Raw genomic sequence first — 26,103 nt, 5'->3', positions numbered from 1 at the left:
TAAAACCCCCGGCATGCCAGGCATCGGCGGGGGGGGAATCGGAGGTATGACCATGAATGCCCTGCACAGCTTGCAGACGGCAGCCGTATCCATTCGTTCGGTACGCAAAGTCTACGGCGATCCACAGACAGGCCCCGTGGCGCTGAAACACGTCGACCTGGACATCCGCGACAATGAGTTTTTCACCCTGCTCGGCCCATCCGGCTGCGGCAAGACCACCTTGCTGCGAATGATTGCCGGCTTTGAATTCCCAAGCGCCGGGGAAATTCTCCTCTACGGCGAGAACATCGCTGACCGGCCGCCATACGAGCGCCCAGTCAACACTGTGTTCCAGCACTACGCCCTGTTCCCGCACATGAGCATCGCCGAGAACCTGGCCTTTGGCCTTGAATCGCACCCCATGGGCAAGCGCCTGGGCAAAACAGCCATCACACAGCGAGTTAGCGAAATGCTCGCCCTGGTGCAGATGGAGCGCTTTGCCGATCGCCGCCCTTCCCAACTCTCCGGTGGCCAGCAACAACGCGTGGCACTGGCGCGCGCACTTGCCCCGCATCCCAAGGTGTTGCTACTGGATGAACCGCTCTCGGCGCTTGACCTGAAACTGCGCCAAGCCATGCGCGAAGAACTCAAGAGCATCCAGGCCAAGACCGGGATCACCTTTATTTTCGTAACCCATGATCAAGAAGAAGCCTTGACCATGTCCGACCGCATTGCCGTGCTCGCTGAAGGCCAGGTGCAACAGGTCGGGCGACCATCGGATATTTACGAGCAACCCAACAACCGCTTTGTCGCCGACTTTATTGGCGAGACCAACTTCCTCCCGGCCCAAGTCGAGACGCTCGCCGACGACCATGCCCTGCTGCGTATTGCCGGAGGCCAACTGATGCGCGCCGCAGGCCGCGAGGGCCTGCACCAAGGTGCGCAGGTAACCCTGTCAATTCGCCCGGAGCGTGTGCAGTTAGTCGCGCCCGACAGCCCCGAAACAACACCTTGCACACTGGTAGAACAGATCTACCTGGGCACCGACCTGCAATACCAGGTGAGCCTGGCCGATGGCAGCCACTTGCGTGTGCGTACACCGAACAGAGCCGGGCAAAACCAGAGTTTCGTTCCGGGGCAACGCCTTGGCCTGCAGTTTGACCGCGAAAGCGCCAGCGTACTGTTGGACTGAGCCTAGGAGCCAACAATGAACTCACGACCTATAGCTCCCGGTAGCGCGTTGGAACGACGCAGAGCCTTGGGTAGCCTCTTGGGCGTATCGCCCGCGCTACTCGCCATCGGCCTGTTCTTGCTTGTGCCGATACTGATCATTGCCGCTTACTCGCTGATGCAGGCCAACCCCTATGGTGGTGTCGACCAGGTATTCAGCAGCGAGGCCTACACATCCCTGCTGTTCGAGCGCCAACTGGACGATAGCCTGGCGTTTACCGACTCGTACCTGATTATTGCCCTGCGCTCAGTAGGTATTGCCACGGCCACCACCCTGGTCACCCTGCTGATTGGCTTTCCGGTCGCGGTATGGCTGGCGATGCAGCCCATACGGCGCCGGGGCCTGTTGATTTTCCTTATCACCATTCCGTTCTGGGCCAACCTGCTGATTCGCACCTATGCGTGGATTCTCCTGCTGCGAGGCACAGGCGTGATCAACAACAGCCTGCTGGGCCTTGGCTTGATCCAGCAACCATTGCCGCTGCTATACAACGACGGCGCCGTACTGCTGGGCCTGGTCTACACCTACGCCCCCTTCGTCGTACTGCCGATCTACGCGACACTCGAAAAAATGGATATGCGCCTGCTCGAAGCAGCTCAGGATCTATACGCCGGACGCCTGCGTACACTGTGCAAAGTTGTCCTGCCAATTGCCAGGCCCGGCATTCTCGCTGGCGCCATCCTGACCTTTGTACCTTGCCTGGGCGCGATGATCGCCCCCGAGCTGCTCGGCGGCGGGACCAAGTTGATGCTTGGCAACCTCATATTCCGCCAATTCAGTGATGCACGAAACTGGCCATTTGGCGCAGCCCTGGCGCTGGTCCTGATGGCTGCGGTGATGCTGGTTCTGATGTTCTATGCAATGCGCACGGAACGCCTGCGCGTTGCCCGGGAGGGGAAATAATGTTGCCTCTATTCAAGCGCCGTCGGCTCGACATTCAGCACTTCCCCGGCTTCGGCGGATTCAGCTTCCTGTTTTACCTGTACCTCTACGCCCCGATCCTGGTGCTGATCCTGTACTCGTTCAACGCGAACCAATCGGCCACGGTGTGGACCAGTTTCAGCCTCGACTGGTATCGCGCAGCCTTCAACAATCAAGCCTTGCGCTCGGCGGCCGGCAACAGCCTGCTGATTGCCGTTTGCGCCAGCGTGATCGCCACGGTTATTGCCACCCTGGCAGCGCTGGGCACCTCACGCGGGGCGCGGTTCAAGGGCATGCGCCTGTCCATCGGTGCGATCATGTTGCCATTGGTGCTGCCAGAAATAGTGGTCGGCGTCGCTACCCTGGGATTGTTTTCCAGCATCGGCCTGTCACTGGGCTACGGCAACCTGATCATCGCCCACACGGTGTTCTGCATCCCCTTCGCCTACCTGCCGATCCGTGCACGCCTCGAGGACATGGACCTGTCGCTGGAGCAAGCCGCCAACGACCTCTATGCAGGCCCCTGGCGCACCTTTACCAAGGTCACCTTGCCACTGCTGATGCCCGGGATTTTCTCCGGCCTGATGCTGGCTTTCATCGTGTCGCTGGATAACTTCGTGATCTCGATGATGGTGTCCCAGGCCGGCACCACCACCCTGCCCATCTTCATCTTCGGCATGTTGCGAATGGGCGTAACCCCCGACGTCAACGCTGTATCGACCCTGATCCTGGCCGTTTCGGTGTTGTTCGTCAGCTTGTCTTTCCTGCTGGGTAAATCAAAAACCTGATCAGGCCTTTACTTTCATCAAAGGGAGTCACTTATGCACAAGTCAATTACGGCAATCGCAGCCGCCATGGCTCTGGGGCTAGCGGCCACGGCACAGGCCGACCAAAGCGTTAACGTCATTAGTTGGAGCGGCTATTTCTCGCCACAGATTATTGAAAAGTTCGAGAAACAGACAGGCATCAAGGTCAGCGTGGACTCATACGACTCCAACGAAACCCTACTGGCCAAGCTCAAGCAAGGCGGCAGTGGTTACGATGTAGCCATTCCCTCGCACCAGTTCGTACCCATCCTGGTCCACGAAAACCTGCTGGAGCGTTTCGACCCGGCCAAACAGCCGTATTACGCAAACCTGAGCGACAACCTGAAAAAGCCGAGCTGGGACCCGGAAGGTGGCTATTCGGTGCCCTTTATCTGGGGCACCACCAGCGTGGTGCTCGACACCGCGAAATACAATGGCCCAATGGATAGCTATTCGGTGCTCTTCGAGCCGCCAAAAGAGCTGCAGGGCAAGATCAATATGCTCGACTCGGTCAGCGATGTAATGGACACCGCCAGCCTGTACCTGGGGATTCCGCTGTGCAGCGAAGACCCCAAGCAAGTCCAGCAGATCCTCAATCTGCTCAAGGCGCAAAAGCCTTTCGTCAAGACCTACAGCTCCAAGGCTGGTTCTATCCGCGAAAACCTGGCCGCCGGGGAAACTTCGATGTCGCTGTTCTGGGGCGGTTCCTCGTTGCGCGCCCGGGAATTGAAACCAAGCCTGAAATACCTGTACCCAAAGGAAGGCGTAATGGCTTGGGTGGACAATATGGTGATCCCCAAAGGCGCCAACAATCCTGAGGCTGCACGCGCGTTCATCGCCTTTATGAGTCAGCCGGAAAACTCGGCGATGACCCAGAACTTCCTCAAGCACCAGAGCCCGGTCAAAGGCACCGAAGCCTTTCTTGATGCAGATCTGAAAACTGCGCCGGAACTGCAAATCCCTGAAGGCACCAGGGTTGTATTCAGCCAAACCTGCGGCAAGGACGCGATCCGCCTGGCCGACCGGCTATGGACCAACCTGATGCGCTAGGCAACTGCCTGCCACTGCTGCGGGACAAGCCTGCAACGGCTCTCCCGCGGTGTGGCGCACTGCATCTGCGCCGATGCAATCTCCTTCAAAACTGCTTTGATAAGCGAGACCCAATGAACCAAAACCAAAGTATCAGCGAGCTGGTCCAACTCCAGGCCCATGAACTGGCTGAGCGCATCCGCTTGCGTCAAGTGTCGTGCCGTGAAGTCATGAGCGACTACCTTGCGCACATCGAGCGTTTCAACCCGGCAGTCAATGCCATCGTCAGCCTGCAACCAGAAGAAACCCTCCTCGCTCAGGCCGATGAACGTGACCGCGAATTGTCGCGCGGCGAGTACCGGGGCTGGATGCATGGCCTGCCCCATGCAATCAAGGACTTGTCACTGACCAAGGGCATCCGCACCACCCTGGGTTCGCCGCTCTTTCGCGACTTTGTTCCCGAGAACGACGGCATCATGGTCGAGCGTATCCGTGGAGCTGGCGCCATTCTTATCGGCAAGACCAATACCCCTGAATTCGGGCTGGGTTCACACAGCTATAACCCGGTATTCGGTGTCACTGGCTGCGCATATGACCCAAGCCGCACGGCCGGTGGTAGCAGCGGCGGCGCTGGCGCGGCGCTGGCCTTGCAACTGGTGCCGGTCGCAGACGGCAGTGACATGATGGGTTCGCTGCGCAACCCAGCCGCATTCAACAACATCATTGGTTTCCGCCCTTCCCAGGGCCGTGTGCCATTTGATGACAGTGCCGACCTCTTCATCGACCAGCTAGGCTACGAAGGCCCCATGGGCCGCAGCGTGCGCGACGTTGCCATGCTCCTGTCAACCCAGGCCGGGGGCGACTCACGCTCACCCTTGTCCATCAGCGAGCCCGGCACCCAGTTCGCAGGCAGCCTTGAGAGTGACATCAAAGGTGCGCGGCTCGGTTGGCTCGGTGACTTCAACGGCTATTTACCCATGCAGCGCGGGGTGCTGGATTTGTGCAAGCGCGCCCTGGGTGACTTCGAGGCACTGGGTTGCCATGTCGAGGATGCCCGCAGCGACTATGCACCCGAACGCTTATGGGACACCTGGTGCACCCTGCGCCACTGGCTGGTGGCCGGCTCACTCGGTAGCCGCTATGCCGACCCACAACAGCGCGAGCAGCTAAAACCGGAAGCCTGCTGGGAAATCGAAGGCGGACTGGCACTGTCGGCAATGGATGTCTATCGCGCCTCGGCCGCACGTACCGACTGGTATAGGGCCATCAGTCGTCTGTTCGAGAAATACGATTACCTGTTGCTGCCCAGTGCACAGGTATTTCCTTTCGACAAGACCCTCGACTGGCCAAAAGAGATCGAAGGTGTCGCCATGGATACCTATCACCGCTGGATGGAGGTGGTTATCCCAGGCACGTTGTCCGGATGCCCGGTAGCGAACGTGCCAGTTGGCTTCAATGAGCAAGGATTGCCCATGGGCATCCAGATCATAGGCCGACACCAAGCCGACATGGCCGTGTTGCAATTGGCCCATGCCTACGAGCAAGCCACCCGCTGGTATCAGCGCTGTCCACCGCCCCTGCTCGGTCTGGGCGGCTGATCCCTTTAGCCTGCAAAACAACCCGCCCCTGCCGGGGCGGCGCGTTGCTCAGGGATGCCTTAGCACAGCCTTTAGCAAAGGGTCATTCAGATAGGCCACGTTCAGTCGGGTCCAGGGGTTAATACCTGACTGCTCTGGTGAAAAAATATGCCCGGGCGCAATCATGAAACCCTTGGGCAATAGCTGGCGGGTCAACTCGCGGGCATCATCCATGTGCGCCATTCTTGCCCACAGGTACAGGCTCTGCTCAGGCCTGAAGAACACCTCGGCACCAATTTCATCCAGCATCTGCAAGCCTGCCTCGGTTGCAGCCTTGAGGCGCTCCTGCAGACGAATCTGATGCCGCAGAAAGTGACCTTCAGCCAGGATGACGAAGCCTTATTCCTGTCAGCTGATGTGAGGACCAGGATCAATCCACTCAATGTCATGGCGCGCAAGCAAGCCTCTGGACGGCGGCGATAGCAACCAGTTGCATTTAGCCCAAAGCTGAACGAATGACACTGCGTACGGTTTGCGCAACCCGTTGAAGCTTGGGCAGGTAGTCATTGAGCAGGACTTGCGTTGGCACCCGTGAAGCGTTGGTGCTGATATTGATGGCTCCGAGCAAATCTCCATTTCCGGCAAATACGGGCACGGCTACCGAGCGCAAGCCAAGGTCCAGTTCCTGGTCGACCATGGCGTAGCCTTGCCCACGCACTTTGCCAATTTCCTCGCGCAATGCCTCTTTAGCCGTTATTGAAAAAGCGGTGTGAGGCTCAAGCGGTACGCGCTCGACAAAGTCGTGCAGCGCCTGATCAGTCATCTGCGCCAGCAAAACCCTGCCCATCGACGTGTAAGCTGCAGGCAGCCGGGTACCCGCGACCAGGGTGATTGCCATCAGTCGGTGGGGCGCTGCAGAACGACTGACATAGACCACATCATTGCCGTCGAGCACAGTCAAGGACGAGGATTCGCCAAGCTCTGCGGTGATGTCCTGCAGGTAATGCTGAATGACCGCACTGTATTGATTAGAGGCCTGATAAGCATGGCCAAGCTGCAATACCTGCGGCGTCAACTCGAACTGGCGTCCACTGCGGCGCATATACCCCAGCGAATGCAAGGTAAGCAGAAACCGCCTGGCTTTAGCCCGATCCATGGTCGTGCGGGCCGCCACTTCACTGAGCGTCATCCGCGGATGAGCCGCATCAAAGGCGAGCAAAACCTTCAACCCGGAAGCCAGTGCACTCACGTAGTCCCGGTCATCTGGCTGAAGCACCTTGTCGTCCATCGTTTCTCCTTGATTGATGCATGTACGCCTGTTGAGCGGGCAGAACTCTAGCATTTGTTCGCCTTGCGAACATGCATTTTGCAGTTGCATCCAGAAAGTATTGACCTGAGAACGATGATCGCGCATTGTGTTCGTTAGGCAAACATATGTTCGTATAGCGAACTTAGATGCCTGATGAAATAACCGGGCGTGCCGCCAAAAGCCCAGCACCCCGATCACAAGGTGTGAATATTTCCCCAAGAGCCAAACACGCCGACGAGCAGAGGCCGTCTGCCCATAACCTTGCAGCCAGTTGCAATCACCATAAAAACAACAGGATTCCTGATGGAAGCTATAACTAATTTCTCTGTAAAAATGGTGCAGCGGTATCTGCCGAGCGCCTTTCTATTGGCAGTCCTGCTGACCTTCATCGTGTTGCTGATGGGGGTTGGCATCACCGGCCAATCGCCCATGGACATGGCCAGTTACTGGGGCGATGGATTTTCCAAGCTGTTTACCTTCGGCATGCAGATGGTACTCGTGCTGCTGACCGGCTATGTGCTTGCACTGAGCCCGGCAGTCCAGGCCATGCTCAGCGGTTTTACCAAGCACGCCAGCACCCCCAAACAAGCATTGGTGTTGACCATAGTGGTCAGCTTTGTTTGCTATTACCTCAACTGGGGTTTTGGCATGGTGGCAGGCGCCATACTCGCGCGGGAAATGGGTAAACGCGTTGCGATTCACTTCCCGTTGATCGTGGCCGCTGCATATGGGGGCGAACTGGTGCGCGGCCCCTCGTCATCGATTCCATTGGTAATCGCCACACCTGGGCATTTCATGGAGGATACGCTGGGTATCATTCCTGTCTCGCAGACGCTTTATTCAAGCTGGAACATCATCCTCACCCTGTTGCTGCTGGTTTTACTGGTGGGATTCTTTTTGCTGCAAAAGCAGCCCAAGGACATCATCCGCCTGCAAGACACCGATGAGGATATCCAGCAGGAGGCGCCCCTCAGCAAAAAAGACATGGCCCCTTCTGACCGGCTTGAACACAGTCGCTGGCCGATCCTCCTGCTGGGCTGCCTGGCGGCGGCCTATCTGGTTGGACAAATCGTCCACAAAGGTTTCAACGTAAACCTAAACACCATCATCCTGTTCTTTCTCGCGCTCGGCCTGATCCTGCACAAAAACTCGGTTTCCTACACCAAGGCTGCCAGCAAGGCCGTTACCGCCGGCAGTGGCATTATCGTGCAGTTCCCACTGTACGCCGGCATTGCCGGGATGATGACCGGCTCAGGGCTGGTGACCGAGTTTTCCCAGGCAATCATCCACATCGCCACACCGGAAACCTTTCCGCTGCTGACCTTCCTCTGCGCGGGCATAGTCAACTTCTTTATTCCGTCCGGTGGCGGACAATGGGCGATCCAGGGTCCGATCATGATGAACGCCGCTCACGCCCTGGGCGCAGATCCTGCACAAACCATCATGGCCTTTACCTGGGGCGATGGCTGGACCAATCAAATCCAACCCTTCTGGGCCTTGCCACTGCTGGGGGTTGCTGGCCTCTCGGCTCGGGATATCATGGGCTACCTGATTATCTGGCTGGGCATCTCCGGCGTGGCGATTGGTGGCACATTCGTCGTGCTTTCGATGATGGGCTAAGCAACAGCTCCCATCCAACCCTGGTAAGCCAAGCGCCAATGACACTGCGTCATTGGCGCTTTTTTCAGCACTGCATTTCCCGCTCGCAACAGCCCTCGACATCGCGGTAATTGATCACAGCTGTCTTGGCGACCAAGTCGATATCCAGCCGACAATAAAACTCGCCGTGGCGCCAGCCCATCAACACCCGACTGTCGATCGAGGAGTTAAGCTCGAAGCGACCCTCAAACGCCGGGTAATGACTGCGAAAGCGCATCAGTTCAAGCAAGCGCTGGACGACTGGCCGCTGCATTTGCTGGTCGATTTCCTCGAAGCTGTAGTAATGACGGTTGATGTCACGCGCCTCGCCACTGCTTTCCAACAGGCCATAGTCATTGGCACCGGCCAGCAGGCCGACGTAATACACCTGCGGGATACCCGGCGTGAAGAACTGAATGGCGCGCGCGACAATATAGGCATCATCGTCACACTGCAGCGCTTCATAGAAGGTGCAGGTCAGTTGGTAAATGGCGCCGACGCTATGCACATTCACCGCCGAGCGACGCATGATCGGGTCGGCACTGCGCTCCGAGACATTGGCGACCAATGCCTTGATCTGGTCTTCCGGCAGCACGCCTTCGACATCCGGAATACAAATACCGTCGTGAGTATCGAGCACTGTCACCTGATTACGCGGGCACATGCGCAGCCAGTTCCTCAGGTACCGGCTGCTGCCTTCGAGCAGGCAATGCAGGATTAATGGCGGCAAGGCGAAGGCATAGGGCCGCATGCCTCGACGGGAGATGGCGTACTGGTAACTGGTGTGATCGTGTACCTCGGGCAGGGTTTCGGCCCCGTATTTCTGGGTCGTATCACGGAACCATTCGAGAATCCGATAGACCTCGGGCTCAACCAGAAAACAACTGCTGCCAATGCGCTTGGTGGTGTAGCCAAATGCATCGAGGCGGAACAACTTGACCCCACGTGCGGCGAGGAAGGCGATATAGCCTTCCATCAACTGATAGGTATGGGCGGCCGTGTAATCCAGGTCGATTTGCTGCTCGGTAAAAGTACACCAGACCCGCCCGCGCTCACCGTTGGCAAACTGTACCTCGCGAAACGGTTCCTTTTCCTTGCGGATATGGATCAGCGCCAAGTCTTGCGGGCTGATGGGACCAAGTCGATCGACCTGTACGAACAGGTCGGCATAGGCCGAGGCCGTGCCGTTTTTAAGAAAATCCTTGAACTCAACCGACTCATCGGAAATATGGTTGATGGTCAAGTCCAGGCACAGGTCATAGCGGGCAGTGATGCGTTCGACATCCGCCCAGGTGCCAAATGCCGGATCCACCTCAGCATGGGTCAGCGGTGAAAAGCCACTGTCGGCATTGGATGGATACAGTGGCAGGATATGCACGCCACCTATGGTGTCGCCCAGATAGCGGTCGATCACGGTGTAGAGGTCAGCAAGGTTATTACCCAGGCGGTTGGGGTAACAAATTAGCTGGACAGCATTACGCAGCGACATGGCAGCCTCCTTTCCAGTTCAGCCCTCACGGGCAGTACACGAAAACGCTGCCAGGCGACAGCTTTCGATGCGCTGCCAACTACCCTAGCAAGTATCGCCACGCAGTTGATAAAAAATTGGGGATAAATCTAAATGACCGCCACAAAAAAGGCCGGCACCCTAAGGTTACCGACCTTCTTTCAACACCAAAGTGCAAATTGCCCCAGAACAGCTAGCAAGCGGCAATAAGACAAGGCGCAACGATCAACGGCTGGCCCTGTAATATCGAACGCAGTGGTTTCAGGAGCCCTTAAAGCGGTTTTCCACGATTGCCGTGGGCAGTGACAAAGCCCTGCACCGCTTTGAGGTCATTGGCCAGCACCGTGCAGCGCTCTTCACGCTCGAACAGGTCAGCCAGGTGTGGCGGCAACGCCGGGGCCTGGCCGATATTGGCCTTCTCGACCGCCTCCGGGAACTTGACCGGGTGTGCAGTACCAAGAATGACCATCGGCACGCTCAGGCTACGACGACACTCACGAGCGGCCTTGACCCCAATCGCCGTGTGCGGGTCGAGCAACTCGCCGCATTCATTGTAGACCTCGGCAATGGTTTCGCAGGTGGCGGCATCATCCACGGCCAGCGAATCAAACAGCTTGCGGGTTTCGCTCCAGCGATCCTGCTCGACGCTGAAACCACCACCTTTCTTGAAGCTGGCCATCAGTTCGGCAATGGTAGCGCCATTACGGCCATGCATGTCGAACAACAGCCGCTCAAAGTTAGAGGACACCATGATGTCCATCGACGGCGACAGCGTTGGGTGCAGGGTTTCCTTGGCATACTGGTTACCGCTCATAAAGCGATGCAGGATGTCATTACGGTTGGTCGCCACGATCAGTTGGCTGATCGGCAAGCCCATGTTACGCGCCAGGTAGCCAGCGAAGATGTCGCCGAAGTTGCCGGTTGGCACCGAGAATGCCACCGAGCGTGCTGGCCCACCAAGCTGCAAGGACGCGTGGAAGTAGTAAACGATCTGGGCCATGATCCGCGCCCAGTTGATCGAGTTTACCGCGACCAAACGCGTGCCCTTGAGGAAGCCCTGGTCAGCAAAGCTATCCTTGACCATCTCCTGGCAGTCATCGAAGTTACCTTCGACTGCGATGTTATGGATGTTCTCACCGAGAATGGTGGTCATCTGCCGACGCTGGACCTCGGACACGCGGTTGTGCGGATGCAGGATGAAGATATCGACGTTTTCACAACAGCGGCAGCCTTCAATCGCGGCAGAACCGGTATCACCCGAGGTGGCACCCATGATCACCACGCGCTCGCCACGCTTCTCCAGCACGTAGTCAAGCAGACGACCCAGTAACTGCAGGGCGAAGTCCTTGAATGCCAGTGTTGGGCCATGAAACAGCTCAAGTACCCACTCGTTGCCGTTCAACTGGCGTAGGGGCGCAACCGCACTGTGGGCAAACACGCCGTAGGTTTCTTCAAGGATCTTCTTGAAATCGGCATCCGGGATACTGCCCGTTACGAACGGACGCATGACCCGGAAAGCCAGCTCGTGGTAGGGCAATCCCGCCCAGGAGGCAATCTCTTCCTGGGTGAAACGTGGCAAGTTCTCCGGTACATAGAGACCGCCGTCACTGGCCAGACCGGCCAGCAATACATCTTCGAAATTCAGGGCCGGTGCCTGGCCACGGGTGCTGATATAACGCATATGGTTCTCCCTTAGACCAGTTGTTCGACACGGATACGCACAACGCTGCCAGCGATATCATCCAACGCCTCGAGCGCGGTGATGGCTTCATCGATCTGCGATTCGACGACACGGTGGGTGACCAGGATCATCGGCACCAAGCCGTCATGTTCTTCGACTTCTTTCTGCATGATCGACTCGATATTGATACCGCGAGCCGACAGAATGCTGGCCACCTGAGCCAGAACCCCCGGGCGATCCTTGGCTTGAATGCGCAGGTAGTAAGCGCTCTCGCAGGCATTGATCGGCAGGATCGGGTGATCAGACAGCGCGTCTGGCTGAAACGCCAGGTGCGGCACATGGTTGGTCGGGTCAGTGGTCAGCGCGCGTACAACGTCGACCAAATCGGCCACCACCGACGAAGCGGTTGGCTCCATACCGGCGCCAGCGCCGTAGTACAGGGTCGAGCCCACGGCGTCACCATTGACCATGACCGCATTCATCACGCCGTTGACATTGGCGATCAACCGATCAGCCGGGATCAGCGTCGGGTGTACACGAAGCTCGATGCCCGCTTCAGTACGCCGCGCAACACCCAAATGCTTGATGCGATAACCCAGCGCGTCCGCATAGTTGACGTCCGCGGTGGTCAGTTTGGTGATGCCCTCGGTATAGGCCTTGTCGAACTGCAACGGGATACCAAAGGCAATCGAGGCAAGGATGGTCAGCTTGTGCGCCGCATCGATCCCTTCGACGTCGAAGGTCGGGTCAGCCTCGGCATAGCCCAGAGCTTGCGCCTCAGCCAGCACATCGGCGAAGGCACGGCCTTTTTCACGCATTTCGCTGAGGATAAAGTTGCCAGTACCGTTGATGATGCCCGCCAGCCAGTTGATACGGTTGGCCGCCAGGCCTTCGCGGATCGCCTTGATCACGGGAATACCGCCTGCGACCGCCGCTTCAAACGCAACAATTACGCCTTTCTCGCGGGCCTTGGCAAAAATCTCGTTGCCATGGACCGCAATCAGCGCCTTGTTGGCGGTCACCACATGCTTGCCGTTTTCAATGGCCTTGAGCACCAGGTCACGGGCAAGCGTGCTGCCACCAATAAGCTCGACAACCACTTCAATTTCAGGATTGCTGACCAACTCGAAGACATCGTTGGTAATTGCAGTGCCGGTCGTATCGCATTGCGGGTTAGCTGAACGCTGCGCAATTTGCGCCACTTCAATGCCACGCCCAGCACGTCGCGCGATTTCTTCTGCGTTACGCTTGAGCACGTTGAATGTACCGCCACCGACAGTACCTAAACCACAAATGCCTACTTTGACCGGTTTCACACTGAACTCCCATCTGTACTGCACAAAACGACCGACTCATAAGTCGGTCGCATAAAAGAGAGCCGCACATTACGAAGCGGCTAGGTATTAGTCAATCTGCCCTGCAACAGGGTCAAATCGCCAGCTATTACTGGGCTGCAAGTGCCTGGGCGCCAAGTTGGGCAGCCGGCTGGTAGCCGGGGATCAACTGACCGTTGGCAAGCACCACAGCGGGCGTCCCACGTACACCGATCGATTGTCCAAGGGCAAACTGCTTGGACACCGGGTTGGTACAGGCTGCTGCCGAAATGTTCTTGCCTTCGACCATTTTATCCATGGCGTCGCGGCGATCCTTGGAACACCACACAGCCTGCAGCTGCTTGTCACCTGCCGAGCCAAGCCCCTGGCGCGGGAAGGCAAGATAACGCACCTCGATGCCTTGCTTGTTCAATTCGGCCACTTCGCCATGCAGCTTGTGGCAATAAGGGCATGTGGTGTCGGTAAACACGGTGATATGGGTCTTGGCCTTGCCCGTCGCCGGGTAAACCACCATTTCAGCCTGTGGAATATTGTTGATGGCCTTGGCGATGCCCTGGCTTTCAGCCTTTTCAGTCAAGTTGACCGGCGCGCCATTTTGCATCTGGAACAAATATCCCTGCATCACGAACTGGCCATCAGCACTGGCATAAATCACCCGGCCACCTGCAAGCTTGACTTCGTACAAGCCTTTGAGCGGGCTGGCGGTGATGCTTTCGACCGGAACGTCGATCTGCAAGGTGTCCAGCGTTTTACGAATAGCCTGTTCTGCCTCGTCAGCAAAGGCCACACTACTCAACAGTGCCAATGCTGCGCACGCAATAATTCGGGTTAAGCGCATGGGTTCTCCTACAGAGCAGCGCAAATTTCGGAGGCTGGAGACTACCATAATTCGGTCCTGCTGGGCTGCGCCAAACAGCCTCTTATCCGCGCGGATGATGAACCGCATGCAACTCTTGCAGGCGGGCCCGGGCGATGTGCGTGTAGATTTGGGTGGTCGACAGATCGCTATGGCCTAACAGCATCTGCACCACGCGCAGGTCGGCGCCATGGTTGAGCAAGTGCGTGGCAAAGGCATGGCGTAGCGTATGTGGCGACAATGACTTGGCGATACCGGCAACCTTGGCCTGGTGCTTGATGCGATGCCAAAAGGTCTGGCGCGTCATTTGCTCGCCACGGGCGCTGGGAAACAGCACATCACTGGGCTTGCCACCGAGTAGAAAACCGCGGGCATCCTTGGTATAGCGCTCAATCCAGACAATAGCCTCCTCGCCCAGCGGCACTAGCCGCTCCTTGCTGCCCTTGCCCAATACACGCAGCACGCCCTGGCGCAGGTTCACCTGCTCCAGCGTCAGGCTAATCAACTCGCTGACCCGCAAACCGCAGGCGTAGAGCACCTCAAGCATGGCTCGATCACGCAGACCGATGGGATCGTCCAACTCAGGGGCGGCCAGTAACGCCTCGACATCAGCTTCTGACAGCGACTTGGGCAACGGACGACCCAATTGCGGCAGGTCGATCTGCAGCGTCGGGTCCTGGCTAATTATTCCTTCACGCAACAAGTAACGGTAGAAGCCACGCAGCCCGGATAAGAACCGGGCGGTGGAGCGAGCCTTGTAGCCTTCATTCAAGCGCCAGGCCAGATGATCCAGAATAACCTCGCGTCCGGCCGCCTCCAGGGTCAGGCCGCGTGAGTCGAGCCAAGCATTTAAATGAGTCAAATCACTGTGATAGGCATCGCGTGTGTGCGCGGAGAGGCCTTTTTCGAACCATAATGCTTCAAGGAACCGGTCAATCAGCGGATGTTCTAGCGTCGGCATAAGTAACTGCTTTAATGTGGCGTGCGCTTTAGGGGTCTCCTGAAAAAAGTAGTTTTTCAGAGACGCCTTAGTCTTCCATAGCAAGTAACGCTGCACCAGTGACAAGGAGTCTTGATGAACGAAACACAAATTTTATTTGCCATTGGCGGCATCGGCGCAGCAGCCCTGGCCAGCCAATGGCTGGCTTGGCGCCTGCGCTTACCAGCCATTTTATTTTTACTGCTAAGCGGCTTGCTGGCAGGCCCCATCACTGGAGTTCTAGACCCTCAAGCACTATTTGGCGACTTGCTGTTCCCCCTGGTATCGCTTGCCGTGGCACTGATCCTGTTTGAAGGCAGCCTGACACTACACATGTCAGAGTGGAAAGAAATCGGCACCGTGGTTCATCGCCTGGTGACTTGGGGCGCGCTAATCACCTGGGCCGTCATTGCCTGCGCGACCCACTATTTGCTCGGTTTCAGTTGGGAGCTGGCACTGCTTTTCGGCACCTTGACGCTGGTAACAGGCCCAACGGTCATTGTGCCGATGCTGCGCGTGGTGCGCCCCAAAGCCTCGATTGCCAACATCCTGCGCTGGGAAGGCATTGCCATCGACCCCATAGGCGCACTGCTTGCGGTCGTGGTCTTCAGCTTTATCGTCAGCATTGACGATGGCAGCCCGTGGGGCCATAGCTTCTCAACCTTTGGTGCTGTGATTGGCACGGGCGCGCTACTCGGGGTCATTGGCGGCTGGCTCTTTGGCCAGGTGCTCAAGCGCCACTGGCTGCCCGAATACCTGCACAACCTCGCATCCCTGGCCGCCGTGCTGGGTATTTTCATTACTTCCAACCAGTTGATGCACGAGTCTGGGCTGCTGGCGGTGACCGTCATGGGCATGTGGCTGGCCAATATGCGTGGCGTTGATGTCCGGCAAATCCTCCACTTCAAGGAAAACCTGAGCGTTTTGCTGATTTCCGGGCTGTTCATTCTGCTCGCCGCGCGCCTGGACCTGAAAGCATTGATTGCCCTCGGACCTGTGACCTTGGTATTGCTGGCGATTATCCAGTTTGTCGCCCGGCCACTCAGCGTATTTGCCTGCACCCTTGGCTCGAACCTGAACTGGCGCGAGCGAAGCCTGCTGGCCTGGATCGCTCCACGCGGGATTGTCGCGGCGGCGGTATCGGCCATCTTTGCCCTGCGCCTGCAAGAGGCAGGTGATGAGCAAGCAGTGTTGCTGGTACCGCTTACATTCCTGGTGATTATCGGTACCGTGGTGCTGCAAAGCGCCACTGCGCGCCCCTTGGCGCGCCTGCTGAAGGTCGCCGAGCCCGCACCCAGTGGATTCCTGATCGTTGGCGCCAACCCGGTGGCCCGCGCCATGGGCAAAGCCCTGCAAAGCCTTGGCAACCGCGTATTGCTCACCGACTCCAGCTGGGAAAACACCCGCGCAGCACGCATGGCCAACCTGCCGACCTACTTCGGCAACCCGACTTCGCAGCACGCCGAAGCCAATTTGGACATGGTTGGCCTTGGCCACCTGATTGCACTGTCGCCTTCCAGCGAGCTAAACGCCCTGGCCTGCATGCATTTCCGCCATGACTTTGCCTCGACAAACCGCTTCACCCTGCCCTCTGGCAGCGACAGCCGACGTTCGGACAAGCATCGCAGCAGTGACGGTGTGCGCGGCCGTAACCTGGGCAGCGAAGCCATCAGCTTTCCACAGTTTGCCAGTCGCCTGAGCAAAGGCGCGGAAATCCGCACCACCACGCTGAAGTCCGCATTCGGCTGGAAGGAGTATCAAGAGCTGCACGGGGACAGTGCTCTGCTGCTAATGGCGAGAGACCCCAAAGGCTGGATCCACGTCGCCACTCAGCCTCTGGATTTTGAACCTGAAGCCGACTGGACGCTGGTGTCATTGATTGATGACGTACCAACCTGCACACCAGCGGCCAAAAGCGAACCAACAACGCAGTCCGACACAACCGCCGCGGCCCCCAGCACCAACCAGTAATAACAAAAGGCGCCTATCAAGGCGCCTTTTCAGTGCTTGCAGAACGCTTATGCGTCTTGCGGGAAGTCCGGCAAGACAGGTACTGGCCGCTTGTCATCATCAATGGCGACGAAGCTGAATACACCGCTGATTGCGCGCTCAACACCGTCTTGATACATGCTTTCAACGAAGACCTCGACCTCGACCTTGAGGCTGGTATTGCCGACCTTGATGACCCGTCCAACCAGCTCAACAATCGATCCTGCTGCAATCGCATGGTTGAAGTCGATGCGATCGGTGGACACCGTTACCAGCGAGCGCCTGCAAAAGCGCGTCGCGGCAATAAACGACACTTCATCCATCCAGGCCAGCGCTGTTCCACCGAACAAGGTGTTGTGATGATTGGTCGTCGGCGGAAATACCGCCTTGGCAACGCGCGTGGTGGAAAGCTCGATGCGGCGCTGGATTTCTTGTTCACGAGGGGTCATGACATAGCGGCCTGTAGTTTAGCGTTGAGTAAGCATAATCATTGTAGGGTGCAACAACGCGAAGCCTGCTCACCCGAAGTCGAATATCCACCAATAAAGCGGCGCATGCCCGACTGATCATGCTTAAACGAAAAAGGCAGCCCGTAGGCTGCCTTTTTTCAAGGAAAAACGTCTTACGACAGTTTTTCCTTGATGCGTGCTGCCTTACCAGACAGGTCACGCAGGTAGTAAAGCTTGGCTTTACGAACGTCACCGCGACGCTTAACGGCCAGGCTGTCAACCAGCGGGCTGTAGGTCTGGAAAGTACGCTCAACACCTACACCGTTGGAGATCTTGCGAACAGTGAAAGCACTGTTCAGGCCACGGTTCCGCTTGGCGATTACGACGCCTTCGAAAGCCTGCAGACGCTGACGGTCGCCTTCCTTAACTTTTACCTGAACGACAATGGTGTCGCCCGGAGCAAAAGGAGGGACTTCTTTGCTCATCTGCTCAGCTTCGATCTGCTGAATGATTTTGTTGGTCATGCTGCGCTCCTAAGACAAGCGGTCTGGCTTGTCATCGATACATTAACTATCGTCCCGCTGGCGGATGTATTCCTCCAGCAGCTTCTTCTCTTCCCCAGAAAGCGAGCGGCTATCCAGAAGATCAGCGCGTCGTTCGTGCGTCCTACCAAGGGACTGCTGCAAACGCCAGCGCCGGATGTGTTCATGGTTGCCGCCAAGCAGCACCTGAGGAACACGTTTATCCGCATACACCTCCGGGCGGGTGTAGTGCGGGCAGTCAAGTAAGCCATCCGTAAAGGAGTCTTCCTCGGCCGAACCTGCATGACCTAATGCACCAGGCAAAAGGCGCGTTACCGCATCAATCAGAACCATGGCTGGCAGCTCACCGCCAGACAAGACGTAATCCCCGATCGACCATTCTTCATCGACATGCGCTTCAATAAAGCGCTCATCGATGCCTTCGTAGCGACCTGCGATGAGGATCAAAGCCTCTTCGTTTACCAGTTCGCGTACTGCTGACTGAGTCAGCTGGCGACCTTGCGGCGAAAGGTAAATCACCTTCGCTTTTTCACCTGCGGCCTGCTTGGCATCGAGCAAAGCATCCTCAAGCGGCTTGATCTTCATTACCATGCCCGGACCGCCACCAAAAGGTCGATCATCCACTGTGTGATGACGATCGCTGGTGTAGCTCCGCGGATTCCAACAAGTAAGCTGCAACAGCTCTTGTTTCACCGCACGGCTGGTAATGCCATATTCGCTGATGGCAGCAAACATTTCCGGGAACAACGTAATGACTTCAACGCGCAAGCTAGGCATGGCGCTTAGAAGTCCGCATCCCAGTCAACCCGCATTTCGCCAGCACTCAAGTCAATCGACAACACGCATTGCTCGGTATAGGGCAACAGGCGTTCGCGATCATCAAGGCTGTCGGCGCAGGCTTTGACCACCATCACATCGTTGGCGCCGGTCTCGAACAGATGGTCAATCTTGCCGAGCAACTGCCCTGCCTGATCAATCACCTTAAGACCTTCCAACTGATACCAGTAGAACTCGCCATCGGTTAGTTCCGGTAATTCGCTGCGAGGCACGCAGATCTCAAAGCCGGCGTAAGTACGCGCAACCTCGCGATCATCGAGACCTTTCAACTTCGCTACCAGGACCTTGCCTTGCAAGCGCCCACTGGCCACTTCAACTTGCTTAACCTCGTTGTCACGCCGGAGCGTCCAACGCGGGTAATCGAGCACGTTATCGATTGGATCGGTAAAGGAATACACCTTCACGTCGCCTTTCACGCCATGCACCGATACGATCTTGCCGAGGACAACCAGGTCTTCAGCTGGAGCTGGCGTTGTGCTCATAAATACTTAGGCTGCAGCCTTAGCATTTTCCTTCAGCAGCTGAGCAACACGCTCAGACGGCTGCGCACCCTGGCCAAGCCAGTAAGTAACGCGTTCTTCGTTTACGGACAGCTTGATTTCGTTACCCGATGCAACTGGGTTGAAGAAACCAACACGCTCAACGAAACGACCATCGCGCGCATTGCGGCTGTTGGTCACTGTGAGGTGGTAAAATGGGCGCTTTTTAGAGCCGCCACGGGCTAGACGGATGGTTACCATTAAACTTCGTTCCTGTAGTCGGTGCTGCAAAACTGATAATGCAAGCATCGGGCACTAGGCCCGAAAGGCCGCATATTCTAAGGATAATCCGGTTTTTTGCAAATAACTTTTTGCCTCCACCGGTCGAGGCCCAGACTTGGCATGCCTGCCAAGCCATTCAAGCCGCCTCGAAAAAACACCTGAACAGCCCGCATGAGTGGGCTGCAGCTGTATTTCAAGACACTGAATTACATCTTGGGCATCCCGCCGCCACCTGGCAGCATTCCACCCATACCACGCATCATTTTCGCCATGCCGCCCTTGGCGGTGAATTTTTTCATCATTTTCTGCATCTGCTTGTGCTGTTTTATCAGCCGGCCGATGTCTTGAACCTGGGTGCCAGAACCCATGGCGATACGACGCTTGCGTGAACCACTGATAACTTCAGGGTCGCGACGCTCAGCTGGGGTCATCGAGTTGATGATGGCCTCCATCTGCTTGAATTGCTTTTCAGCTGCGCCCTGGGCATTGCCCATCTGAGCGAGATTCACCCCACCCATTTGCGGCAGCTTGTCCATGAGCCCGCCAAGGCCGCCCATGTTTTTCATTTGTTGTAGCTGGTCACGGAAGTCTTCGAGATCGAAGCCCTTGCCCTTTTTCAGCTTCTTGGTGAGCTTGTCGGCCTTGTCGCGATCAAGGGTTTGTTCAGCCTGCTCGATCAGGCTGAGCACGTCGCCCATGCCAAGGATGCGCGAGGCGATACGGTCCGGGTGAAACGGCTCCAACGCATCGCTCTTCTCGCCCATACCAATGAACTTGATCGGCTTGCCTGTAATTTGGCGCACGGACAGAGCCGCACCACCACGGGCATCACCGTCGACCTTGGTCAGTATTACCCCAGTCAGCGGCAGGGCATCGGCGAAGGCCTTGGCGGTGTTGGCGGCATCCTGACCGGTCATGGCGTCGACCACGAACAGGGTTTCGGCAGGCTTGACCGCTGCGTGCAGCGCCTGGATCTCAGCCATCATCTCAGCATCAACGGCCAAGCGACCGGCGGTATCGACCAGCACCACATCAATGTACTTGAGCTTGGCTTCGCTAATGGCCGCCTGGGCAATCGCCACGGGCTTTTGCGTGATGTCCGAGGGGAAGAAGGTCACGCCAATATCATTGGCCAGGGTTTCCAGCTGCTTGATCGCCGCAGGGCGATAAACGTCAGCAGAAACCACCAGCACGCTTTTCTTCTTACGTTCTTTTAGAAACTTTGCCAGCTTACCGACGGTGGTGGTTTTACCCGCACCTTGCAGGCCTGCCATCAACACCACCGCTGGCGGCGTCACATTCAATGCCAGGTCTTCGTTGGCGGCGCCCATCAGCTCTTCGAGCTCGGCGCGCACAATCTTCACAAAGGCTTGGCCCGGGGTCAGGCTTTTAGACACTTCCGTGCCGACTGCGCGGTCCTTAACCCGGTTGACGAACTCTTTGACCACCGGCAACGCAACGTCAGCCTCGAGCAAAGCCATACGCACTTCACGCAGGGTGTCCTGGATATTTTCCTCTGTCATCTTGGCTTTGCCAGTGACATTTCGCAGCGATTGCGAGAGGCGGTCTGTCAGATTTTCGAACATGCTCGTTCCTTTCAGGTTCAACCGAACCGAGGCTGGGCTTGCAACTAGCCGGCGATTATAACCAACTGTTTGCAACACTGACACCGCCAGTAGTCTTTCGTAAATTATGCTTTATGTGCCAAACTCAGCGCCTTTCGGGCTTTCCCTACTAGGATTTATGCACCCATTGCTGCCCAGCTTAGCGGCCGCATGCCTTTACGGCGGCGCTGCAATCTACCAAGGCCTGCGCCTTTCCACGCGCAGCAACCCTGACAAACGCCTGCTTGGCCTGCTCGGCGCGCTCGCGCTGTTGTTTCATGGCGGCAGTCTTTTCGTGCAAATGCATCACGATATTGGCATGCAGTTGGACTTCTTCAACGCAGCCAGCCTGATCACATTCGCCGTGATCAGCATCACATTACTGGCCTGCCTGCGCATTCCGGTGGAAAATTTGTTGCTGTTTTTATTTCCGCTGGGCTGCATAACCGTGCTGCTCGCACAATTCATGCCCATAGGCACCATAGACCCAATCGACGAAGAACCCGGCATCATTGCCCACATCCTGCTGTCGATCATTGCCTATGGCATGCTGACGATTGCGGTATTCCAGGCCTTGCTGGTGTCCATGCAGGACTACCAGCTCAAGCACAAGCACCCATCGGGCCTGACCAAGAACTTCCCGCCGCTACAAACCATGGAAAGCTTGCTGTTTGGCTTCCTGTGGGCTGGCTGGATCTTGCTTTCGCTGTCGCTGTTGTCGGGTGCGCTTTTCATCGATGACTTGTTTGCACAGCATTTAGTGCATAAAACCATCCTTTCTTGCTTCGCCTGGATCGTCTTCGCCGTGCTCCTCTGGGGTCGCCATCAACTTGGCTGGCGTGGACACAAGGCAATTCGCTGGACCCTCGCAGGCTTTTGCCTGTTGATGCTCGCCTACTTTGGCAGCAAGCTGGTCCGTGAATTTATTCTGCACATATAGGTAGGCCCGCACCTCGTGGACACATTGCCCCCCGGCTTTTTGCTTGGCGTTCTGATTTTCCTGCTGGCTTGTTCAGCCTTCTTTTCCAGCTCCGAAACCGGCATCCTCAGCCTTAACCGCTATCGCCTGCGCCACCTGACCAAAGAAGGTCATCGCGGCGCCAAGCGCGTCAGCGCCCTGCTCAGCCGCCCAGACCGGCTGCTCGGGACAATCCTGATCGGCAACAACTTCGTCAATATCCTCGCATCCTCGATTGCCACCGTATTGGCCATCAAGCTGTGGGGCGAAGCCGGTATCGCCATTGCCACCATTGGCTTGACAATCGCCCTGCTGATATTCGGCGAAATCACCCCAAAGACCCTGGCAGCCCTACACCCAGAGCGCGTGGCCTATCCGTTCAGCATGCCACTGAGCATCCTGCTCAAGCTGTTTTACCCGCTGGTCATCATGCTCGGCTGGATCAGCAACGGCATCCTCAGGCTGCTTGGTGTTGACCCCACCAGCAAAAGCAGTGACAGCCTGACCACAGAAGAACTGCGCAGCGTTGTGCGCGAGTCAGGCCATGAGCTGCCGAAAAACCGCCAGAGCATGCTGCTGGGCATTCTTGACCTGGAAAAGGTCACGGTTAACGACATCATGATTCCGCGCAATGAAGTCACCGGCATCGACCTTGAAGACGATATCGAGGTCATCATCACCCAACTGGTCAGCACCACGCACACCCGTTTGCCGGTATTTCGCAACGATATCAACCAGATCGAAGGCGTGGTGCATATCCGTCAGATTGCCCGCCTGCTAACCAGCAACCAACTGACCAAGGACAGCCTGCTGGGTGCCTGCATGGAGCCGTATTTCGTGCCCGAAAGCACGCCACTCTCGACCCAGCTGATCAACTTCCAGAAGCAGAAACACCGCATCGGCATCGTCGTTGATGAGTATGGCGATGTGATCGGCGTAGTTTCGCTTGAAGACATCCTTGAAGAAATCGTTGGCGACTTCAGCAACCAGAACACCCTGCGCAACCCGGACATCCACCCGCAAGATGATGGTACCCAGGTCATCGACGGTGCGGCCTACATCCGTGAAGTCAACAAAGCGCTGGGATGGGAATTACCCTGCGAGGGGCCAAAAACCCTGAACGGCTTGATTACCGAGGTTCTTGAAAGCATCCCTGACAGCCCGGTGTGCCTGAAGATTGGCAACTATCACCTGGAAATTCTGCAATCCTCTGACAACCGCGTTAAAAGCGTGAAGGTCTGGCAAGCAGATAGCAGCGATACGGACAACGATGCTAACGACTGATAGCGTCCGCTAGAGCCTGAGCCCAATCCCGATAACCCATGCTTGATGGGTGATAGCCATCAAGCGCCAGGTACCCGGCAGCCAACTTCGGCCTCAGGGGCACATATTGAGCGCCACATCCAGCCGCGACCTGCTGCAACTGTGCATCCAGCTGCTGCGCCCGGGCGCCCAGCAGCCAGCGCATCAGCCACGGCAACGTACTGAAGTGCTGCAACGGCGGCACGCCCGTCAGTACCAACGATCCGCTCCTCGCCTGCAAACCCGCCGCCAAGCTGCACAACGCAGAGCGCCAGCGCCGCAGCCCGGTCAGATGCGTGCAATCATTAACCCCAAACACCAGCACGACCCAGTCAAGGCCGTCGACCTCCACTTGCGGCAGCAAACGCTGGCACGCCTGTTCCGCGGGAAAGGCCGTCTCCCGCCCCCCCCCCCCCCCCCGCCCCCCCCCCCCCCCCCGCCCCCCCCCCCCAACACCCGCCCCCCCCAGCCACGGCCGTCCCCCTCCACTTGCGGCAGCAAGCGCTGGCACGCCTGTTCGGCGGTAATGCCGTTCTCGCCCAGCGCCCACCATGCAACCGGCCGCCGATGACGAACAGCCAATTCATCGGCCAGTTGCCCGACCAGCCCTTGTTGCAGGCAGCTTACACCGACGCCGACCACAGTCGACTCACCCAGCATCAACAAGCGCAAGGGCTGGCCCGCATACTGGGGACGGGCCAGCCCCCGGACCGGACCGGCAGCAGGCGCAAGGCGAAGCGCAGTTCGCCGCGTATGGATCGCCAGTGGCAACAGCAGCGGCGACAACAGTCCGACAAGCAACCACCAGCGCCAACCCTGGATGTTCACAGCTCGACTTCAACCGCCTCGGCCGCACGCATTGCCTTGGCCCGCGCCAATTCCAGCGATTCATCACGCGCCAGGGCGACACCCATGCGTCGCTGGCCATTGACTTGCGGCTTGCCGAACAGGCGCAGCATGGTGTCAGGCTCTGCCAGCGCAGCGCCCAGATTACCGAAGCTGACCTGCTCCGATTGCCCCTCGACCAGCACGACTGCCGAGGCCGAAGGACCAAACTGGCGAATCACCGGGATTGGCAGCCCAAGAATGGCCCGCGCGTGCAAGGCAAACTCAGACAGGTCCTGGGAAATCAGGGTCACCATGCCAGTGTCGTGCGGGCGTGGCGAGATTTCACAGAACCAGACCTGATCGCCCTTAACAAACAACTCGACACCAAACAGGCCGCGCCCACCAAGCGAGTCCGTCACCGCCAAGGCAATGCGCTCGGCCTCTGCCATGGCCTTGGCACTCATCGGCTGCGGCTGCCAGGACTCCTGGTAATCCCCACGCTCCTGGCGATGGCCTACAGGCGCACAGAAGGTGGTGCCATTGATATGACGTACCGTCAGCAGCGCAATCTCGTAGTCAAAATCGATAAAACCCTCGACAATCACCCGCCCCTTGCCCGCGCGACCGCCCTCCTGCGCGTAATCCCAGGCCGACTGGACGTCCGCCGCGCCCTTGAGCACCGACTGGCCCTTGCCGGAAGAGCTCATGATTGGCTTGACCACGCAGGGGAAACCAATTTTGGCCACTGCAGCTTCGAACGCCTCGAAGGAGTCAGCGAATTCATAGGGCGAGGTTGGCAGGCCAAGCTCTTCGGCAGCCAAACGGCGAATACCTTCGCGATTCATGGTCAACTGGGCGGCACGCGCGCTGGGAATCACGGTGTAGCCTTCATTTTCCAGCTCAGCCAGGGTCGCAGTGGCGATCGCCTCGATCTCGGGCACGATGTAATGCGGTTTTTCCTGCTCGATCACGGCGCGTAGCTGCGCGCCATCAAGCATATTGACCACATGGCTGCGGTGCGCAACCTGCATCGCCGGGGCATTGGCATAGCGATCAACGGCAATCACCTCAACTCCGAGGCGCTGCAACTCGATCACCACTTCCTTGCCCAGCTCGCCCGAGCCACAGAGCAATACACGTGTCGCGCTAGGTGATAACGGGGTTCCGATACAGGACATAACAATTCCTTGGGCTAGCTTAAACATAAGGGAAGTCAGCCCGCGCAGATTGCGCCTGGGCCAATGGATACACAAACCAGCATGGCGTATGCGCTAGAGAATAATGCCTTTGCTCACCGCGCGCTGATGGCAGCGCTGCAGCACCTCACGCCGCTCCTGGTTATCCATGCGGCTCCAGCGGGTAATTTCAGCAACATTGCGCTGGCAGCCAATGCAAATGTCCTCTTCATCCAACGCACAGACGTGCACGCAGGGTGAGGCGACTGGACGCTCATCGCTCATTAATCTTCTTGCTCGGTCAAATCACGCGCATAGCGCTGGGCGTTGTGGACATAGTGCGCAGCACTGGCCTCAAGCATTTTCTTTTGCGCATCAGTCAGCTCGCGCACAACCTTGCCTGGCGAGCCCATGACCAGCGAACCATCAGGAATTTCCTTGCCCTCGCCAATCAGCGAGTTGGCGCCAATGATGCAATATTTGCCGATCTTGGCACCATTGAGCACCACGGCATTGATCCCGATCAAGCTGTAGTCACCCACAGTGCAACCATGCAGCATGGCGTTATGACCAACAGTAACTCCCTTGCCGAGGCTGAGCGGAAACCCCATGTCGGTGTGCATGACACTGCCGTCCTGCACGTTGCTGTGTTCGCCAATGTGGATCAGTTCGTTATCACCGCGCAGCACGGCGTTAAACCAAACGCTTGCGCCCTGCTCCAGCTTGACCTTGCCGACCAGGGTGGCATTCGGCGCGGCCCAGCTTTCAGGATGGGCATCAACTTCGGATTGTCCAAGACGGTATTTCACGG

26 protein-coding genes and 1 pseudogene are annotated in these 26,103 nt (G+C 57.5%); 9 read left to right on the top strand and 18 right to left on the bottom strand.

The annotated features are described in order from the left end of the window. Positions 1-52 precede the first annotated feature (52 nt). The 5 genes from PSES9_RS0104990 (at position 53) to PSES9_RS0104970 (ending at position 5,564) form a co-directional block, all read left to right on the top strand. A complete protein-coding gene (locus PSES9_RS0104990; protein WP_029529377.1) occupies positions 53-1,171 on the top strand; it encodes an ABC transporter ATP-binding protein in 1,119 nt (372 codons plus the stop codon). Between the two features lie 15 nt (positions 1,172-1,186). Continuing rightward, a complete protein-coding gene (locus PSES9_RS0104985) occupies positions 1,187-2,113 on the top strand; it encodes an ABC transporter permease (protein ID WP_029529376.1) in 927 nt (308 codons plus the stop codon). Beyond that, positions 2,113-2,919: an ABC transporter permease gene (locus PSES9_RS0104980; RefSeq protein WP_010484710.1), complete on the top strand. Its 807-nt coding sequence runs from the start codon at positions 2,113-2,115 to the stop codon at positions 2,917-2,919. The genes PSES9_RS0104985 and PSES9_RS0104980 overlap by 1 nt, the downstream gene beginning before the upstream one ends. Before the next feature lie 33 nt (positions 2,920-2,952). Then, a complete protein-coding gene (locus PSES9_RS0104975) occupies positions 2,953-3,987 on the top strand; it encodes an ABC transporter substrate-binding protein (protein ID WP_010484709.1) in 1,035 nt (344 codons plus the stop codon). 113 nt (positions 3,988-4,100) lie between these two features. Then, on the top strand, positions 4,101-5,564 hold the full coding sequence (locus PSES9_RS0104970; protein ID WP_010484707.1) for an amidase: 1,464 nt from the start codon (positions 4,101-4,103) through the stop codon (positions 5,562-5,564). Between the two features lie 48 nt (positions 5,565-5,612). On the opposite strand, the gene PSES9_RS0104965 is transcribed toward PSES9_RS0104970, so the two are convergent. Together PSES9_RS0104965 and PSES9_RS0104960 are read right to left on the bottom strand one after the other, a co-directional pair. Continuing rightward, positions 5,613-5,852, bottom strand: coding sequence for a GntR family transcriptional regulator (locus tag PSES9_RS0104965; RefSeq protein ID WP_010484705.1), 240 nt, complete (start codon positions 5,850-5,852; stop codon positions 5,613-5,615). A gap of 187 nt (positions 5,853-6,039) precedes the next feature. Then, positions 6,040-6,831, bottom strand: a complete 792-nt coding sequence (locus tag PSES9_RS0104960) for an IclR family transcriptional regulator domain-containing protein (RefSeq protein ID WP_010484703.1) — start codon at positions 6,829-6,831, stop codon at positions 6,040-6,042. A gap of 324 nt (positions 6,832-7,155) precedes the next feature. Between PSES9_RS0104960 and PSES9_RS0104955 the strand changes: the two genes are divergently transcribed. Then, entirely contained in the window at positions 7,156-8,472 is a 1,317-nt protein-coding gene (locus PSES9_RS0104955) for a short-chain fatty acid transporter (RefSeq protein WP_010484701.1), read from the top strand. Positions 8,473-8,536: 64 nt separating this feature from the next. Here PSES9_RS0104955 and gtfA read toward each other — a convergent pair whose 3' ends face one another. The 5 genes from gtfA to xerD form a co-directional block, all read right to left on the bottom strand. Beyond that, the gene (gene gtfA / locus PSES9_RS0104950) at positions 8,537-9,979 is read right to left on the bottom strand and encodes a sucrose phosphorylase (protein WP_010484699.1); all 1,443 of its coding nucleotides are present in this window, start codon (positions 9,977-9,979) and stop codon (positions 8,537-8,539) included. Positions 9,980-10,268: 289 nt separating this feature from the next. Then, on the bottom strand, positions 10,269-11,678 hold the full coding sequence (thrC, locus tag PSES9_RS0104945; protein WP_010484697.1) for a threonine synthase: 1,410 nt from the start codon (positions 11,676-11,678) through the stop codon (positions 10,269-10,271). 11 nt (positions 11,679-11,689) lie between these two features. Next, the gene (locus tag PSES9_RS0104940) at positions 11,690-12,994 is read right to left on the bottom strand and encodes a homoserine dehydrogenase (protein WP_010484695.1); all 1,305 of its coding nucleotides are present in this window, start codon (positions 12,992-12,994) and stop codon (positions 11,690-11,692) included. A 127-nt stretch (positions 12,995-13,121) separates the two neighbouring features. Further along, positions 13,122-13,850, bottom strand: coding sequence for a bifunctional protein-disulfide isomerase/oxidoreductase DsbC (dsbC, locus tag PSES9_RS0104935; protein WP_010484692.1), 729 nt, complete (start codon positions 13,848-13,850; stop codon positions 13,122-13,124). Positions 13,851-13,932: 82 nt separating this feature from the next. Beyond that, complete coding sequence (gene xerD, locus PSES9_RS0104930; RefSeq protein WP_010484690.1) at positions 13,933-14,829, bottom strand: site-specific tyrosine recombinase XerD; 897 nt, start codon at positions 14,827-14,829, stop codon at positions 13,933-13,935. A gap of 114 nt (positions 14,830-14,943) precedes the next feature. Between xerD and PSES9_RS0104925 the strand changes: the two genes are divergently transcribed. After that, complete coding sequence (locus PSES9_RS0104925; protein WP_010484688.1) at positions 14,944-16,818, top strand: cation:proton antiporter; 1,875 nt, start codon at positions 14,944-14,946, stop codon at positions 16,816-16,818. A 47-nt stretch (positions 16,819-16,865) separates the two neighbouring features. Here the strand turns inward: PSES9_RS0104925 and PSES9_RS0104920 are convergent, their stop codons facing one another. From PSES9_RS0104920 to ffh, 6 genes are all read right to left on the bottom strand, one after another. Beyond that, positions 16,866-17,285, bottom strand: a complete 420-nt coding sequence (locus tag PSES9_RS0104920) for an acyl-CoA thioesterase (protein WP_010484686.1) — start codon at positions 17,283-17,285, stop codon at positions 16,866-16,868. Between the two features lie 173 nt (positions 17,286-17,458). Continuing rightward, a complete protein-coding gene (rplS, locus tag PSES9_RS0104915; protein ID WP_010484685.1) occupies positions 17,459-17,809 on the bottom strand; it encodes a 50S ribosomal protein L19 in 351 nt (116 codons plus the stop codon). 42 nt (positions 17,810-17,851) lie between these two features. Next, complete coding sequence (gene trmD, locus PSES9_RS0104910) at positions 17,852-18,604, bottom strand: tRNA (guanosine(37)-N1)-methyltransferase TrmD (protein ID WP_010484682.1); 753 nt, start codon at positions 18,602-18,604, stop codon at positions 17,852-17,854. Positions 18,605-18,609: 5 nt separating this feature from the next. Then, complete coding sequence (gene rimM, locus PSES9_RS0104905) at positions 18,610-19,146, bottom strand: ribosome maturation factor RimM (protein WP_010484680.1); 537 nt, start codon at positions 19,144-19,146, stop codon at positions 18,610-18,612. A 6-nt stretch (positions 19,147-19,152) separates the two neighbouring features. After that, complete coding sequence (rpsP, locus tag PSES9_RS0104900) at positions 19,153-19,404, bottom strand: 30S ribosomal protein S16 (protein ID WP_010484678.1); 252 nt, start codon at positions 19,402-19,404, stop codon at positions 19,153-19,155. A 227-nt stretch (positions 19,405-19,631) separates the two neighbouring features. Continuing rightward, positions 19,632-21,011: a signal recognition particle protein gene (gene ffh / locus PSES9_RS0104895; protein WP_010484677.1), complete on the bottom strand. Its 1,380-nt coding sequence runs from the start codon at positions 21,009-21,011 to the stop codon at positions 19,632-19,634. Positions 21,012-21,168: 157 nt separating this feature from the next. Here ffh and PSES9_RS0104890 point away from each other — a divergent pair, with 157 nt between their 5' ends. Together PSES9_RS0104890 and PSES9_RS0104885 are read left to right on the top strand one after the other, a co-directional pair. Beyond that, on the top strand, positions 21,169-21,969 hold the full coding sequence (locus tag PSES9_RS0104890; RefSeq protein ID WP_010484674.1) for a cytochrome C assembly family protein: 801 nt from the start codon (positions 21,169-21,171) through the stop codon (positions 21,967-21,969). Positions 21,970-21,984: 15 nt separating this feature from the next. After that, the gene (locus PSES9_RS0104885) at positions 21,985-23,271 is read left to right on the top strand and encodes an HlyC/CorC family transporter (RefSeq protein WP_010484671.1); all 1,287 of its coding nucleotides are present in this window, start codon (positions 21,985-21,987) and stop codon (positions 23,269-23,271) included. On the opposite strand, the gene PSES9_RS23005 is transcribed toward PSES9_RS0104885, so the two are convergent. The 5 genes and pseudogenes from PSES9_RS23005 to PSES9_RS0104865 all read right to left on the bottom strand — a co-directional run bounded on the left by PSES9_RS23005 (position 23,261) and on the right by PSES9_RS0104865 (position 26,101). Beyond that, a complete protein-coding gene (locus PSES9_RS23005) occupies positions 23,261-23,842 on the bottom strand; it encodes a GDSL-type esterase/lipase family protein (protein ID WP_083840244.1) in 582 nt (193 codons plus the stop codon). The two genes, PSES9_RS0104885 and PSES9_RS23005, sit on opposite strands and share 11 nt — an antisense overlap. Next, positions 23,770-24,117: pseudogene (locus PSES9_RS25210) on the bottom strand (SGNH/GDSL hydrolase family protein); the annotation flags it as partial. The gene PSES9_RS23005 and the pseudogene PSES9_RS25210, both read right to left, overlap by 73 nt. Further along, positions 24,114-25,295 carry a formate-dependent phosphoribosylglycinamide formyltransferase gene (purT, locus tag PSES9_RS0104875; protein WP_010484667.1) on the bottom strand — a complete coding sequence of 394 codons (1,182 nt, stop codon included), beginning with the start codon at positions 25,293-25,295 and terminating at the stop codon, positions 24,114-24,116. The gene purT and the pseudogene PSES9_RS25210, both read right to left, overlap by 4 nt. A 93-nt stretch (positions 25,296-25,388) precedes the next feature. Then, a complete protein-coding gene (locus tag PSES9_RS0104870; RefSeq protein WP_010484665.1) occupies positions 25,389-25,577 on the bottom strand; it encodes a DUF1289 domain-containing protein in 189 nt (62 codons plus the stop codon). Beyond that, positions 25,577-26,101, bottom strand: coding sequence for a gamma carbonic anhydrase family protein (locus PSES9_RS0104865; protein WP_010484663.1), 525 nt, complete (start codon positions 26,099-26,101; stop codon positions 25,577-25,579). Before PSES9_RS0104865 ends, PSES9_RS0104870 begins: the two co-directional genes overlap by 1 nt. Between the last annotated feature and the right edge of the window lie 2 nt (positions 26,102-26,103).

Source organism: Pseudomonas sp. S9, assembly GCF_000222125.1.
GTDB lineage: Bacteria > Pseudomonadota > Gammaproteobacteria > Pseudomonadales > Pseudomonadaceae > Aquipseudomonas > Aquipseudomonas segetis.
The sequence above is the reverse complement of the archived record's forward strand: the minus strand, read 5'-3'. Positions and strand labels throughout refer to the sequence as shown.